Origin of the sequence: Planomonospora alba (genome assembly GCF_039534085.1) — a bacterium.
Taxonomy (GTDB): Bacteria; Actinomycetota; Actinomycetes; order Streptosporangiales; family Streptosporangiaceae; genus Planomonospora_B; species Planomonospora_B alba.
This window is the reverse complement of sequence record NZ_BAAAUT010000019.1, coordinates 48,898-62,236: the sequence shown is the minus strand read 5'-3', so window position 1 is coordinate 62,236 and position 13,339 is coordinate 48,898. Positions and strand designations below refer to the sequence as shown.

General features: G+C 75.9%; 13 protein-coding genes. 4 read left to right on the top strand and 9 right to left on the bottom strand.

Annotation, left to right across the window (positions count from 1 at the left end; all coding sequences use genetic code 11):
* Positions 1-7: 7 nt before the first annotated feature.
* From ABD823_RS13695 to ABD823_RS13680, 4 genes are all read right to left on the bottom strand, one after another.
* On the bottom strand, positions 8-1,204 hold the full coding sequence (locus tag ABD823_RS13695) for an AI-2E family transporter (protein WP_344859418.1): 1,197 nt from the start codon (positions 1,202-1,204) through the stop codon (positions 8-10).
* Between the two features lie 59 nt (positions 1,205-1,263).
* The gene (locus ABD823_RS13690; protein ID WP_344859416.1) at positions 1,264-1,737 is read right to left on the bottom strand and encodes a low molecular weight protein-tyrosine-phosphatase; all 474 of its coding nucleotides are present in this window, start codon (positions 1,735-1,737) and stop codon (positions 1,264-1,266) included.
* A 121-nt stretch (positions 1,738-1,858) separates the two neighbouring features.
* Positions 1,859-2,989, bottom strand: a complete 1,131-nt coding sequence (locus ABD823_RS13685; protein WP_344859415.1) for a cellulose binding domain-containing protein — start codon at positions 2,987-2,989, stop codon at positions 1,859-1,861.
* 116 nt (positions 2,990-3,105) lie between these two features.
* A complete protein-coding gene (locus tag ABD823_RS13680) occupies positions 3,106-3,669 on the bottom strand; it encodes a TspO/MBR family protein (protein ID WP_344859413.1) in 564 nt (187 codons plus the stop codon).
* 189 nt (positions 3,670-3,858) lie between these two features.
* Here ABD823_RS13680 and murQ point away from each other — a divergent pair, with 189 nt between their 5' ends.
* The gene (gene murQ / locus ABD823_RS13675; protein ID WP_344859412.1) at positions 3,859-4,764 is read left to right on the top strand and encodes an N-acetylmuramic acid 6-phosphate etherase; all 906 of its coding nucleotides are present in this window, start codon (positions 3,859-3,861) and stop codon (positions 4,762-4,764) included.
* A gap of 46 nt (positions 4,765-4,810) precedes the next feature.
* Here the strand turns inward: murQ and ABD823_RS13670 are convergent, their stop codons facing one another.
* The gene (locus tag ABD823_RS13670) at positions 4,811-5,704 is read right to left on the bottom strand and encodes a MurR/RpiR family transcriptional regulator (RefSeq protein ID WP_344859410.1); all 894 of its coding nucleotides are present in this window, start codon (positions 5,702-5,704) and stop codon (positions 4,811-4,813) included.
* Between the two features lie 164 nt (positions 5,705-5,868).
* On the opposite strand from ABD823_RS13670, the gene ABD823_RS13665 reads away from it, so the two are divergent.
* Complete coding sequence (locus ABD823_RS13665; protein WP_344859408.1) at positions 5,869-7,434, top strand: glycoside hydrolase family 10-like protein; 1,566 nt, start codon at positions 5,869-5,871, stop codon at positions 7,432-7,434.
* An 89-nt stretch (positions 7,435-7,523) separates the two neighbouring features.
* On the opposite strand, the gene ABD823_RS13660 is transcribed toward ABD823_RS13665, so the two are convergent.
* Together ABD823_RS13660 and pip are read right to left on the bottom strand one after the other, a co-directional pair.
* Entirely contained in the window at positions 7,524-8,465 is a 942-nt protein-coding gene (locus tag ABD823_RS13660; RefSeq protein ID WP_344859406.1) for an N-acetylglucosamine kinase, read from the bottom strand.
* Positions 8,466-8,518: 53 nt separating this feature from the next.
* Positions 8,519-9,502, bottom strand: a complete 984-nt coding sequence (gene pip / locus ABD823_RS13655) for a prolyl aminopeptidase (protein ID WP_344859405.1) — start codon at positions 9,500-9,502, stop codon at positions 8,519-8,521.
* A 47-nt stretch (positions 9,503-9,549) separates the two neighbouring features.
* Between pip and ABD823_RS13650 the strand changes: the two genes are divergently transcribed.
* Positions 9,550-10,227: a MarR family winged helix-turn-helix transcriptional regulator gene (locus ABD823_RS13650; protein ID WP_344859403.1), complete on the top strand. Its 678-nt coding sequence runs from the start codon at positions 9,550-9,552 to the stop codon at positions 10,225-10,227.
* Between the two features lie 152 nt (positions 10,228-10,379).
* Positions 10,380-11,105: an NADPH-dependent FMN reductase gene (locus ABD823_RS13645; protein ID WP_344859402.1), complete on the top strand. Its 726-nt coding sequence runs from the start codon at positions 10,380-10,382 to the stop codon at positions 11,103-11,105.
* A gap of 101 nt (positions 11,106-11,206) precedes the next feature.
* Here the strand turns inward: ABD823_RS13645 and pgm are convergent, their stop codons facing one another.
* A complete protein-coding gene (pgm, locus tag ABD823_RS13640; protein ID WP_344859400.1) occupies positions 11,207-12,844 on the bottom strand; it encodes a phosphoglucomutase (alpha-D-glucose-1,6-bisphosphate-dependent) in 1,638 nt (545 codons plus the stop codon).
* A gap of 96 nt (positions 12,845-12,940) precedes the next feature.
* Positions 12,941-13,339 (bottom strand): ArsR/SmtB family transcription factor, encoded by a 399-nt coding sequence (locus ABD823_RS13635; RefSeq protein WP_344859398.1) that lies wholly within the window; start codon positions 13,337-13,339, stop codon positions 12,941-12,943.

The window sequence follows — 13,339 nt, the reverse complement described above, 5'->3', positions numbered from 1 at the left end:
CGGCCGGTCAGCCGTCCCGCCGTGACCCCGGCCCCCGCCCCGGCCGGTCCGCGTCCGGGGCCGGACCCTCCGGGCGCCCTGGTCCCTCCGGCCGATCCCGGCCCGGAGGGGGGTCCGGCGGTCCGCCGCCCGCCGGGAGCGGCTGCGCCCGCCGTTCCTCGGCGTAGCCGCGCGCGCGGTCGGCGACCCGGTAGGTGACCGCGACGAGCGGCACCGCCACGACCGCGCCCGCGATGCCGCCCACGAGCGTGCCGCCGGTGACGGCGGTCAGGACCACGGCCGGGTGGAGGCGGAGCGCCCTGCCGATGATGATCGGCTCCAGGAAGTTGCCCTCGACCTGCTGCACGACGACCACCGCGGCCAGGACCAGCAGCGCGTTGGTCAGGCCGTTGGCGACCAGCGCCACGAGCACCGCGACGGCCCCGGCGGTGAAGGCCCCGGCGATGGGGATGAACGCGAACAGGAAGGTCAGGAAGGCGAGGGTGAGGGCGAGCGGCACGTCCAGGACGAACAGCGCGATGCCGATCCCGACGGCGTCGATCGCGGCCACCACCACGATCCCCCGGATGTAGGCGACCAGGGTCTCCCAGCCGGCGCGGGCGGCGGCGTCCACCTGCCGGCGGCGGTGGGGCGGGACCTGGTCCACCGCCCACCGCCACATGCCGGCCCCGTCGCGCAGCAGGAAGAACAGCAGCACCAGGGCGACGAGGACGGACGCCACCGTCTGCAGGGCGGTCATGGCCCCGGCCAGCGGGCTGGGCGCGGCGCGCTGCAGGGTCTCCGTCATCTCCGCGATCGCGGCGTCCAGCTGGTTCTGGCTCAGGGGACCCGAGGTCAGGAACCCGCGCAGCCGCTCCAGGCCCGTCAGCAGTCGGCTCTCCAGGTCGCCGAGCTGCGCGACGGCCTGGTTCGCCACCAGCGTCAGCGGCCCGGCCACGACGAACAGCAGGAACAGCACCGTGCCGAGCGCGCTCAGCCAGGCCGGCGCGCGCAGCAGGGCGGCCACCGGACCGAGCAGAGCGGTGAGCAGGAGGGCGGCCACGACCGCCAGGGTCAGCGGCGCCAGCAGGATGAGCACCCACGCGACCAGCGCCACCACGGCGGTCAGGACGAGCAGGCAGGCGCCGGCCACGGCGGCCGTGCGCAGCGCGCCGGGGGTCGCGCGCCATCCGCTCGGGTCGGGTGGCCGGCTCCGTTCGCTCATCATGGCCATCCGAAGCTACCCAGGGATGAATCCCCCTCAAACGAACGGGCCGTACCGGGTCACCGGAGCCGGCGGGCCAGCTCCTCGGCCAGGCCCTTGGCGGCGGCCTCCACCATCTCCAGCACCTCGGCGAACCCCTCCCGGTCGCCGTAGTAGGGGTCGGGCACCTCCGCCCCCTCCGGCGCCGCCGGGTCGAAGGAGCGGAACAGCCGCACGTCCGCGCCCTCCGGGGCCAGGCGGCGCAGGGCGCGGAGGTTCTCCCGGTCCATGGCCAGCACCAGGTCGGCCTGGCCGTACCACTCCCGCAGGAACTGCCGGGCGCGGTGCGCGGAGCCGTCGTAGCCGCGCCCGGCCAGCGCCGCCGCGGCGCGCTCGTCCATCGGGCGGCCCTGGTGCCACCCCCCGGTCCCGCCGCTCTCGACGGTGACGAGCCCTTCCAGGCCGTGGTCGGCGAGGGTCTTCCTCAGCACGACCTCGGCCATGGGGGAGCGGCAGATGTTTCCCAGGCACACCACGCAGACGCGATAGGTCATGCGCGCATTCTGCCGTCCGTTCCGCCCGGACCGGGAACCGGGACCGGGCGGCACCCGCGGGCGGGAGACGCCGTCCGCCGCCCGCCCCGCGCCGGGCGGCGGTGTCCCGCCGCCCGCCGGGTCACCCGGCCGTGCAGGAGACGGCCGGCGCGCCGGGGACGGTACCGGAGGCGATGAAGCCGAAGGAGGTGCTCGCCCCGGGCGCCAGCGTCCCGTTCCAGGAGACGTTCCTCGCGGTCACGGTGGAGCCGCTCTGGGTGAGCGCGGCGCTCCACGCCTGGCTGACGCGCTCCCCGCCGGAGGTCCAGGTCACGGTCCAGCCGGTGATCGGCGCGCTCCCCGTGTTCTTGACGGTCACCTCGCCCTGGAAGCCGCCCGGCCAGGAGTTGGCGGCCCGGTAGGAGGCGGTGCAGCCGCCGCCCGTGGGGGTCACGGTGGGCGTCACCGTCGGGGTGGCGGTCGGTGTCACGGTGGGGGTCACCGTGGGGGTCACCGTGGGCGTCGCGGTGGGCGTGGCGGTCGGGCCCGCTCCGAGCAGGGCGGTCAGCGCGGGGAACCACCGATCGGCGATCTTCCGGTCGCCGGACGCGTTGGGATGCACGCCGTCACCGGTGTCCGCGGCGGTGTCGAAGCCCGTCCACTGGTCGACCACCACGACGGGCGAGCGCGCGGTCGTCTTGCCCGCGGCCCAGCCGGGGATGGCCGCGTTGAGCGCCCTGACCCGCTCGGCGCACCCGCCGCACGAGGCGGGGTTCATCGGGATGATCTGCGCGACCAGGATCCTCATGCCGGGGTTGCTCGCCCGCATCTGGTCGACCAGCTCGCCGTAGGCGGCCAGGATGGTCGCGGTGGGGCGGTTGCTCCACACGTCGTTGGTGCCGAAGTGCATCATCACGATGTCGGGCCGGCTCGCCGCCAGCCAGGCCGGAAGCCGGTCCTGGTCGGCGACGTCGGTCACCAGGAAGCCGCCGTGCCCCTCGTTCTCGCCGTCGTAGGCGAAGCCGCAGCCCTGGGGCGGCAGCGTCCCGACGAAGTCCACGCCGGTGTGACCGGCCTGCTGCAGCCGCTGCCAGAGCAGCGCCCGCCAGCAGCCGGGTGATCCGGTGATCGAGTCACCGAGCGCCATGATCCTGACCGGCTCGGCCCGCGCCGACAGCGCGGTGCCCGCCGTACCCGCCAGCACGGCCCCCAGGGCCGCCGCCAGTGCCGCCAGCGCGGCCATCGCCGCCGCGACCGTCCTGCCCGTCCGCATCGTCCTCTCCCGCCGTCGTCCGGCGCCCGATGCTAGGAAGCCGCGGCGCGGGCGGGAAGCGGCCGGCCGGCGGCGCCGCCGCGACCTGCCGCGTCAGCGGCGCGGGGATGTAACTTTCACTTCTCGGCCGGGTTGAGGCGGACGATCGCGGTGTTGAGCGCGGTGGCGAACGCCGTCCACGCGGCGTAGGGCAGCAGCACCGCCCCGGCGGCCCGGTCGGTCGCCCACGCCTGCCTGACCAGGTCGGCGTTCGAGGCGTTGAGCGCGGAGATCTCGGCGAGGGCGAGCCGGGGCGAGCGGCCGTGGAAGAAGGCCAGGGTCCACCCGGCGTTGAGGACGAGGTTGGCGGCGAACCGGGCGGCGAAGGCGGTGCGGTCGGCTCCCCGCCGCCGGTCCAGGACGCGGGCCGTCCCGACGGCGATCAGCCCGTACAGCGGTGTCCAGATCAGCCCGAACGCCTCCGACGGCGGCTGCCAGGACGGCTTGCGCAGCCGCCTGTACCACAGGGAGGCCGGTCTGGTGGCGACGCTCCCGACGGCGGCCGCGGCGCTCACCGCGAGCAGGGTCCTGGCCAGGGTGCTCGCGCGGACCCCCAGGGGGCCCGGCGTGCCGCCGCGCGGAGGGGTCCGCGCGCCGGTCCGCGGGGCGGAGGAGAGGGTGGGTGTCGTCTTCGTCTTCATGGCGGGCCCCTACCCCGCACCGCGGGGATATCTCCCGCCGCCGGCGGGGGCGGGCGCGGTGCGGGGAGGGGATGATGGAACGGTGCGGGCCGTCCCGCCGTTCCGCGTACCACGGGTGACACGGCGCCGGTTGTGGAAGATAATTTGCATCGATGAGTGATCAGGTGAAAATCAGCGACATGGGGCGTCATGAGTGACCCACTCGCCGGGCTGGCCACCGAGCGGAGCGACCCGCGCTACAGAGGGATCGACCGGCTGCCGACGGAGGAGGCGGCGCGGCTGATGAACGCCGCCGACGCCACCGTGCCCGCGGCGGTCGCCGAGGCGATCCCGGCGATCGCCGCCGCGATCGACGCGATCGTCGACCGGATGAAGCGGGGCGGCCGGCTCGTCTACGTGGGTGCGGGCACCTCGGGCCGCCTGGCCGTGCTCGACGCCTCCGAGTGCCCGCCGACCTTCGGCACCGACCCCGGGCTGGTGCAGGGCGTCATCGCCGGCGGCCCGCCCGCCCTGACCCGGTCCGTCGAGGGCGCCGAGGACGACGCCGCGGCCGGCGCCGCGGCGATGGCCGAGCGCGAGGTGGGCGGGCTCGACTCGGTGGTGGGGATCTCCGCCGGGGGCCGGGCGCCGTTCGTGGTGGGCGCGCTGGTGGAGGCCGGACGCCGGGGCGCGCTGACGGTGGGCCTGTCCTGCAACGCCGGCACCCCGGTGTCGGCGGCGGCGCGGCACGCGATCGAGGTGGTCGTCGGCCCGGAGGTGCTGACCGGCTCGACCCGGCTCAAGGCCGGGACCGCGCAGAAGCTGGTCCTCAACATGATCTCGACGATCACGATGATCGGGCTGGGCCGCACCTACGGCAACGACATGATCGAGATGTCGGCGATGAACGCCAAGCTGGCCGACCGGGCCGTCCGGATGGTCGGCGACATCGCCGGCGCCGACCCCGCCGCCGCCCGTTCCGCCCTGGTGGAGGCCGACTGGCAGGTGAAGGCCGCGGTGCTGATGGTCCGGCGCGGTCTCGACGCCGACGGCGCGCGCGCCCTCCTGGCGTCCTGCGGCGACAGCCTGGACGCGGCCCTGTCCGCCGACCCCTGACCTCCCGCCCGGCGGAGCGCTGCCCGGAACCCCGCCCGGCGGGGCGCTACCTGCCCCGCCGGCGGGCCTCGCCGAGATACTCCTCCAGCGCCTCCCGGGTGGCTCGCAGCGCCGCGTCCGAGGTGGTGAACGTGCGCTGCGCGACGCCGACGAAGACGCAGTCCACCAGGAGCAGCTGGCTGATCCGGCTGGCCAGCGCGCCGGGCCGGAAGGCCGTCTCCCGGCCCGCCGAGACCAGGACGTGGTCGGCCAGCCCGGCCAGGGAGGACCGCGGGTTGTTGGTGATCGCCACCGTGGCGGCGCCGCCCTTGCGGGCGACGAGCAGCGGGCTCAGCACGTCGGGGGTCTCGCCGGTGCAGCTGATGCCGAAGGCGACGTCGCCGGGGCGCGCCAGCGCCGCGCCGGTGAGCGCCAGGTGGGCGTCGGTGAAGGCGTGCGCGGACAGGCCGATGCGCATGAGCTTCTGCGCCATGTCCGCCGCGACCAGCCCGGACGCGCCGACCCCGTAGACGTCCACCCGCCTGGCGCCGGCCACCGCGGTCACCACCGCGTCCAGCACGGCGGGGGAGAGCTGCGCGGCGGTGTCGGCCAGCGCCTCCGACTCGGCCCGGGTGACCTTGGCGATCACGTCGGTGAGCGGGTCGTCGGGGCCCAGGTCGCCGGGGACCAGCCGCTCGGGGGCCTGGCTGGCGACCGCGGCGGCCAGGGCCAGGCGGAGCTGCGAGTATCCGGCGAATCCGAGGGTCCTGGCGGTGCGCACGATCGTGGCCTCGCTGGTCCCGGAGGCGGCGCTGAGCTCGGTGATGGTGCTGCGGGCCACCGTGCCGGGGTCGTCGAGGATGAGGCGGGCGATGGCCTGGGCCGCCGGGGTGAGGGAGGGCAGCACCGCCCTCACCGTCGCCACCAGGCTGGCCGGGCTGGGGCCGTCGAGCTCGGTCATGGTCGTCCTACTTTCCGTCGGGATCAGCTTATTTGCCGCCGACCGGTCGCGGGGGCCCGCCGGGAGCGTGCATCCGCCGGTGACATTTTCCTTCATATCCATTGATATGAAAGGAGATTTCTGCCAGCGTCGGTGCCGTCAGCTCCGTCCCCCCGGGAGTCCGCATGAGCCTGCCCGCCCGGCGCGCCGTCCTGCGCGGCCTCGCCCTCGGCGCCGCCGCGACCGCCGTCCCCCTGCCCGTCCTCGCCGCCGTCGCCGAGGCCCCCACCGGCGGAGCCGCCCCCGCGGGCGCGCCGCCGCTGCGCCAGATGCGCGGCATGTGGATCGCCTCGGTGCTCAACATCAACTGGCCGTCCAGGCCCGGCCTGGCGCCCGAGCAGCAGAAGGCGGAGTACACCGGCTGGCTGGAGCTCGCCGTCGCCCGCCGGCTCAACGCGGTGTTCGTGCAGATCCGGCCGACCGCGGACGCCTTCTGGCCCTCGCCGTACGAGCCGTGGTCGCAGTATCTGACCGGCACGCAGGGGCAGGACCCCGGCTACGACCCCCTGGCCTTCGCGGTGGAGGAGACGCACCGGCGCGGCCTGGCCTTCCACGCCTGGTTCAACCCCTACCGGGTGTCGATGCAGGGCGACCCGGCGGCGCTCCACCCCGACCACCCGGGCCGCAGGCACCCCGACTGGATCGTCGCCTACGGCGGGCGGCTCTACTACAACCCCGGCATGCCGGAGGTCCGCGCCTTCGTGCAGGACGCGATGATGGACGCGGTGCTGCGCTACGACATCGACGGCCTGCACTTCGACGACTACTTCTACCCGGTCAACACCACCGCCTTCGACGACTCCGCGGCCTTCGCCGAGCACGGCGGGGGCTTCCCCGACCTCGCCGCCTGGCGGCGGAACAACGTGGACATGCTGGTGCGGGAGATGCAGCAACGGGTACGGCGGGCCAAGCCGGAGGCCGCCTGGGGCATCAGCCCCTCCGGGATCTGGCGGAACCGCTCGAGCGACCCCCTCGGCTCGGACACGGCCGGGAGCCAGTCCTACGACAACCTGCACGCCGATACCCGGGGCTGGGTGAAGAAGGGCTGGCTGGACTACATCGCCCCGCAGCTGTACTGGTACATCGGCCAGTCCAACGCCGACTACGCCAAGCTGGTCCCCTGGTGGTCCGACGTGGCGGCGGGCACCGGCGTGCAGCTCTGGATCGGCCAGGCGGCCTACAAGGCCGGGGCGGCCGGGCAGCCGGAGCAGTGGTTCCAGCCGGACGAGCTGACCCGGCACCTGACGCTCAACCGGGACCACCCGGAGGTCGGCGGCGACATCTGGTACAACTCCGGCGACGTGCGCGCCGACCGGCTCGGCTCGGTCAGCGCCGTCGTCGCCGAGCACTACGCCCGGCCCGCGCTTCCCCCGCTGCTGCCCCGGCTCGCCGGCGGCCGGCCGCCGCGCGCCCCGGTGATCGCCCGGGCCCGCCGGACCGGCGGGGGCGTGGAGCTGGACATCGTGGCCACCGGCCGGGACGCGCCGTTCCAGTACGCGGTCTTCCGGCTCGGCCGCAGGGCGCGGCCCGGCGACCTGGCGGACGCGCGCCACCTGCTCGCCGTGGTGCCCGCGGCCCGGCACACCCGCTGGACGGACCCGGAGCCGGTGGCGGGCGCCTGGTACCACGTGACGGCCGTGGACCGGGCCGCCCGGCAGAGCGAGCCGAGCCGCGGCCACCGCGTGCGCTGAAGTCCCGTCCGGGCCCCGCGTCGGGCGGAGGCGCCGCATGGCCGATCCCGCCCGCGGCTCCCGCCCCCGTGGCAGGGAGCCGCGGGCCGTCAGGAGAGCAACCGCCGGTGGGCGGCCGCGGAGGCGGGGGTGCCCGGGCCGGGGCCGTGCAGGGCGAGCGCGGCGGCCCCGCGGGCCCCGGCGTCGCCGGAGCGGGCGGTGAGCACGGTGAGCCCGGCGCCGGCCAGCCCGGCGCGCACCCGCTCGGCCAGCAGGGTGGGCTCGGTCAGCAGGGACCCGGCCAGCACCAGCGGGCCGGGACAGGGGCCCAGCGCGCGGACGGTGGCGAGCAGCCGCTCGGCCGCCTCCCGGACGATGGCCAGGGCCGCCGCGTCGCCGTGCCGGGCGGCGGCCTCCACCGCGGGAGCCAGCCGCGCCAGCCACGCGGGCCCCGCCTCGGCCACTCCGGCGTGGACCGCGTCCACGATCCGCTCGGCCGCCCCGCCGCCCGGCACCGCGTCGCGCAGCGCGGTGGGCCCGGCCCGGCCGTCGAGGGCGGCCAGCACCGCCCGTACGGCGCGCCGCCCGATCCACGCCCCCGACCCCTCGTCACCGAGGATCCAGCCGTAGCCGTCGGCCCGGCCGGCCGGGCCCCGCCCCGTGACCCGGGTGGCCACCGCCCCGGTGCCCGCGACCAGGACGGTCCCGGAGGGCTCGGCGGTGGCCCCGGCGAAGGCGGCGAGCGTGTCGGGCACCACCGCGGGGCGTCCGGCCAGCCCGCAGGCGCGCCAGGCGTCGGCCGCCAGGCCGGCGGCCCGCCCGCCCGCCGGGCCCGACCCCGCCAGGGCGAAGACCCCGGCCGTCACCTGCCCGGGGGGCAGGCCGCCGAGCGCGGCCCGGAGCGCGGCGCGCAGGGCGGCCCCGGGATCGGCGGACGACAGGGCGTTGGACCCGGCGGCGCGGCCCCGCCCGGCCACCTCACCGGCGTGCGTCGCCACCACGCAGCGGGTGCTCGTGCCGCCCCCGTCGACCCCGACGACCAGCGCCGTCACCGGACCTCCCGACGTAGGTTTCCTCCAGGAACATATATTGGCGCGAAGAATCCCTACAGGGAACCGTTTTCCCGGCGCCGTCCGGCGAACCGGTCGATCGCGTCGAGGATGTGCGCGCGCATCGCGTCGTTGCCGGTGTGCCCCGAGTCCTCGACGACGATCAGCTCCGCGCCGGGCCAGGCGCGGGCGAGCTCCCAGGCGGTGGTCAGCGGGGAGCTCAGGTCGAGGCGGCCGTGGATCAGCACGCCGGGGATGCCCGCCAGGCGTCCCGCGCCGCGCAGCAGCTCGTCCTCCTCCAGCCACGCGCCGTGGGAGAAGTAGTGCGCGCAGATCCGGACGAACGCCAGCGCGTCGCGGTCCGGGCGGTCCCTGTAGACGCCGCCGTTGCCCTCGTGGGAGATCAGCGCGTCCTCCCAGGTCAGCCAGTCGGTCGCGGCCTTCGCCCGCACGGCCGGGTCGGGGTCCGCCAGGAGGCGGCCGTAGGCGGCCAGCAGGGCGAAGGTGTCGCCGTCGCGGTCCTTCCCGGGCACGCCGTCGCGGAACCGCTCCCACTCGGCGGGGAAGAACCGGCCGACGCCCCGGTAGAGCCAGTCGATCTCCGAGCGCCGGGTCATGGTGACGCTGGGGATGACGATCTCCGAGACCCGCTCCGGATGCCGCTCGGCGTAGGCGAGGATCAGCGTGGACCCCCACGAGCCGCCGTAGAGCAGCCAGCGGTCGACGCCCAGGTGCTCGCGGAGCCGTTCCATGTCGGCGATCAGGTGGTGGGTGGTGTTGCGGCTCAGGTCGGTCGCGGGGTCGCTCGCGTGCGGCGTGCTGCGCCCGCAGCCGCGCTGGTCGAACAGGACGATCCGGTAGCGCTCCGGGTCGAAGGTGCGGCGGGCGTTCGTCGAGCAGCCGGATCCGGGCCCGCCGTGCACGACGAGGGCGGGCTTGCCGTCGGGGTTGCCGCAGACCTCCCAGTACACGAGGTTCCCGTCGCCGGTGTCGAGCATCCCGTGGTCGTAGGGCTCGATCGGAGGAGGGGGGGCGGTCATTCCGGGGTCCTTCCGTAGAGATACAACAGCGCTGTTACATTAGCGGGATGACGTCCCCCGCGCCCACGCCCCCGGCCGCGCCCCGGCCGGGATCCGTGCCCCCGTCCGGTCCCTCGGTGCTCGGCACCCGCCTGCGGCACCTGCTCGAGTCGCTGGACGCGGACATCTCGGCCCTCTACGCCGACCTGGGGCTGGCCGGCTTCCGCCCGCGCTACACCCTGGCCGTGCGGACCCTGGCGGCCTCCGGGCCCCTCTCCATCCGCGACCTGGCGCGGGCCACCGGGGTGACCCACTCCGCGGCCAGCCAGACGGTGGCGCAGCTGGCGAAGGAAGGGCTGGTCGCCGTCGTCCCCGGGCGGGACGCCCGCCACCGCATCGTCCACCTGACCCCGGAGGCGGAGGCGCTGCTGCCCGTGCTGGAGGCGGAGTGGGCGGCCACCGCCGCCGCGGCCGCCGAGTTCGAGGCCGAGCTGTCGTTCCCGCTGAGCAGGCTGCTGGAGGAGGCGATCGAGGCACTGGACAGGCGTCCGATGCGCCGGCGCATCGCCGACGCCGCCCCGGACCTCCTCGCGCGGGCCCGCGCGAGGGGCGCCGCGGGGTCCCCGCACGCGGAGCGGACGCGAGGCGCCGCCGGGCCTTGCGGGCTCTGCGCCGGACCCGCGGCGCCGGACGGGCCCGGCCCCTCCGGCGCCCCCGAGGGGGAGGGCGGGGCGCGGTCCGGCTGATCGGGCGTCTCACCAGGGGATATGTGCAACATATGTACCTTTGCTGCGAAATAACCCCCTCATGCACTATCGGTACTCACGATCATGTTCGTAACCCCTTTCCCCGGGCACAAGCGCCCTGACGTCGTACCGGGAGGGAAGGGGAGTCGGGGATGGAGATCGTGGGGATCGCGGGGAGCCTGCGGCCGGCGGCGCACGTCGGGCGGCTGCTGGAGGCGGCGGCGGGGGAACTGCCCGCCTCCGCGACCCTGACGGTGTGGACGGGGCTCGAGGAGATCCCCGCCTGCACGGGCGGCCCGCTCCCGCGTCCCGCGGCGGAACTGTGCGCCCTGCTGGCCGGGGCCGACGGCGTGCTGGTCACCGCCCCGGAGCACAGCGTCCTGCCGGTCCAACTGCTCCACGCCCTGGGGTGGGCGTCCTCCCCGGCGGCGGGCGCCGTCCTGCTCGGCAAGCCCGTCGCGGTGGTGACCGCCTGCGTCCGCCCCCACGAGGCGATGTGGACGCAGACCGAGCTGCGGAGGATGCTGGGCGTCGCCGGCGCCGCCGTGCACGGCGCCGACCTGCCCGTCTCCCCGGCCCCGCGGCGCTTCGACGACACCGGCCGCCTCGCCGATCCGGCGGCCCGCGACCGGCTCCGCCGGGTGGTGGAGGAGCTGTGCGGGCGCTCGCCGGAGACCGTCCTGGCCCCCCTCCCGCCCGCGGCGGCGGGCAAGGCCGTCGACCCGGTCGCCGGGAAGGTCCTGGACGGGGTCGCCGGGAAGGCTCCGGCCGTCCCGGGGACGACCCGCGTCACCGCCGCCCCGGGGAGGGCCGCGGCGGTCCCGGCGCTCGGCCCGGCGGCCGCCTCCGGGAAGGTCCCCGCGGGCATCCCGGTCTGACCGCGCGGCGCCGTACGGCCGCGGGGGAGGGCGGCCGGAGCCGGGCGAGGCCCGCCGGGCCCGCCCCAGCCGGCGGTCCCGGCGGATCCGCCGGCCCTCCGTCAGCCCAGCGAGGCCGAGACCAGCTCCCTGGCCGCCCGCTGCACCTCGGCCAGGTGGTCCGGCCCCTTGAAGGACTCGGCGTAGATCTTGTAGACGTCCTCCGTGCCGGAGGGCCGGGCGGCGAACCAGGCGCTGGCGGTGCAGACCTTGACCCCGCCGATGGCGGCGCCGTTGCCGGGCGCGGCGGTGAGCACCTCGGTGACCGGCTCGCCGGCGAGGGTGCCGGCGGGCACCTGCGCGGCGGAGAGCCCGGCCAGCACGGCCTTCTCCTCCCGCGTCGCCGGGGCGTCCACCCGGGCGTAGGCCGGGGCGCCGAACCGCGCGGTCAGCTCGGCGTAGTGCTCGCTGGGGGAGCGGCCCGTGACCGCGATGATCTCCGCGGCCAGCAGGGCCAGGATCAGGCCGTCCTTGTCGGTGGTCCACACCGAGCCGTCGCGGCGCAGGAAGGAGGCGCCCGCGCTCTCCTCCCCGCCGAAGCCCAGCGAGCCGTCCAGCAGCCCCGGCACGAACCACTTGAACCCGACGGGCACCTCCACCAGCGGCCTGCCCAGGTCCGCGGCGACCCGGTCGATCATGCCGCTGCTCACCAGGGTCTTGCCGACCCCGGCGCCGGCGGGCCAGTCCGGCCGGTGGGAGTAGAGGTAGGAGACGGCCACGGCGAGGTAGTGGTTGGGGTTCATCAGCCCGGCGTCGGGGGTGACGATCCCGTGCCGGTCGGCGTCGGCGTCGTTGCCGGTGGAGACGTCGAAGGCGTCCCGGTTCGCGATCAGCGAGGCCATGGCGTACGGCGAGGAGCAGTCCATGCGGATCTTCCCGTCCCAGTCCAGCGTCATGAAGCGCCACGTCGGGTCGGTCAGCGGGTTGACCACCGTCAGCTCCAGCCGGTGCCGCTCGGCGATCTCGCCCCAGTAGGCCACGCTCGCCCCGCCCAGCGGGTCGGCGCCGATGCGCACCCCCGCCGCGCGGACCGCCTCCAGGTCCACCACCGCGGGCAGGTCGTCGACGTAGGAGCCGAGGAAGTCGTACCGGAGGGTCGTCTCGGCGGCCAGCGCCCTGGCGTACGGCAGCCGCCGGACCTCCTTCAGCCCGCCGGCGATCAGCGCGTTGGCCCGGTCCTGGATCCAGGAGGTGGCGTCGGTGTCGGCGGGGCCGCCGTTCGGCGGGTTGTACTTGAATCCGCCGTCGCCCGGGGGGTTGTGCGAGGGCGTCACGACCACGCCGTCGGCCGGCCCGCCCGTCCGCCCCCGGTTGTGGGCGAGGATGGCGTGCGAGACGGCGGGCGTCGGCGTGTAGCCGTCGCGGGCGTCGATCATGACCGTCACCCCGTTGGCCGCGAACACCTCCAGTGCCGAGACCTTGGCGGGCTCGGACAGCGCGTGGGTGTCGGCTCCGAGGAAGAGCGGGCCGTCGATGCCCCGCATCGCGCGGTACTCCACGATGGCCTGGCTGGTGGCCAGGATGTGGTCCTCGTTGAAGGCGGTGTTCAGCGCCGAGCCGCGGTGCCCGGACGTGCCGAACGCCACCCGCTGCCCGGGCTCCGCCGGGTCGGGGTGCAGGCTGTAGTAGGCGGTCACCAGCCGGGCCACGTCCACCAGGTCGGACGGCCGGGCGGGCTGCCCGGCGCGCTCGTGCGTCATCGGCGTCTCCTTGAAATCGTCAGCGACAACGCTCACATACCCGTCAAAAGGCATTTCCGTCTAATCCGGAGGATCATCCCCGGGCCGCGGCGGCGGTCACGCCCCCGCGCCCGCCGTGCCCCCCGGCCTCCCCCCGGGCCCGGTCCGGTCCGCCTCGGCGAGGACGAGGGGGAGCAGACCGGGGAAGCGGGCCTCGAACTCGTCGCGGCGCAGGCGGTTGAGGCGGCGGGCGCCCTCGTCGCGCTGTTCGAGCAGGCCGGCGTTGCGCAGGACGGCGAAGTGGTGGCTCAGAGTGGACTTGGCCACGGGCAGGTGGCCGAAGGCGCCGCAGGCGCGCGTCCAGTCGGGGGAGCCGGCCAGCTCGCGCACGATCAGGCGGCGGACCGGATCGGCCAGGGCCTCCAGCGCGGTCTGCAGCGCCACCTCCGAGGGGGGCACGTGCGCCGGAGCGCGGGAAATGTTCGATGATCGTCGAACCGTCGTGTACTGTTCCAT

Excerpts from the sequence above, each read along its gene's own strand:
- ABD823_RS13690 (WP_344859416.1), bottom strand. The coding sequence starts at position 1,737 with ATGACCTATCGCGTCTGCGTGGTGTGCCTGGGAAACATCTGCCGCTCC.
- ABD823_RS13635 (WP_344859398.1), bottom strand. The coding sequence starts at position 13,339 with ATGGAACAGTACACGACGGTTCGACGATCATCGAACATTTCCCGCGCT.
- ABD823_RS13685 (WP_344859415.1), bottom strand. The coding sequence starts at position 2,989 with ATGCGGACGGGCAGGACGGTCGCGGCGGCGATGGCCGCGCTGGCGGCA.
- pip (WP_344859405.1), bottom strand. The coding sequence starts at position 9,502 with ATGACCGCCCCCCCTCCTCCGATCGAGCCCTACGACCACGGGATGCTC.
- ABD823_RS13670 (WP_344859410.1), bottom strand. The coding sequence starts at position 5,704 with ATGACCGAGCTCGACGGCCCCAGCCCGGCCAGCCTGGTGGCGACGGTG.
- ABD823_RS13650 (WP_344859403.1), top strand. The coding sequence starts at position 9,550 with ATGACGTCCCCCGCGCCCACGCCCCCGGCCGCGCCCCGGCCGGGATCC.
- ABD823_RS13665 (WP_344859408.1), top strand. The coding sequence starts at position 5,869 with ATGAGCCTGCCCGCCCGGCGCGCCGTCCTGCGCGGCCTCGCCCTCGGC.
- ABD823_RS13695 (WP_344859418.1), bottom strand. The coding sequence starts at position 1,204 with ATGAGCGAACGGAGCCGGCCACCCGACCCGAGCGGATGGCGCGCGACC.
- ABD823_RS13680 (WP_344859413.1), bottom strand. The coding sequence starts at position 3,669 with ATGAAGACGAAGACGACACCCACCCTCTCCTCCGCCCCGCGGACCGGC.
- ABD823_RS13645 (WP_344859402.1), top strand. The coding sequence starts at position 10,380 with ATGGAGATCGTGGGGATCGCGGGGAGCCTGCGGCCGGCGGCGCACGTC.
- pgm (WP_344859400.1), bottom strand. The coding sequence starts at position 12,844 with ATGACGCACGAGCGCGCCGGGCAGCCCGCCCGGCCGTCCGACCTGGTG.
- murQ (WP_344859412.1), top strand. The coding sequence starts at position 3,859 with ATGAGTGACCCACTCGCCGGGCTGGCCACCGAGCGGAGCGACCCGCGC.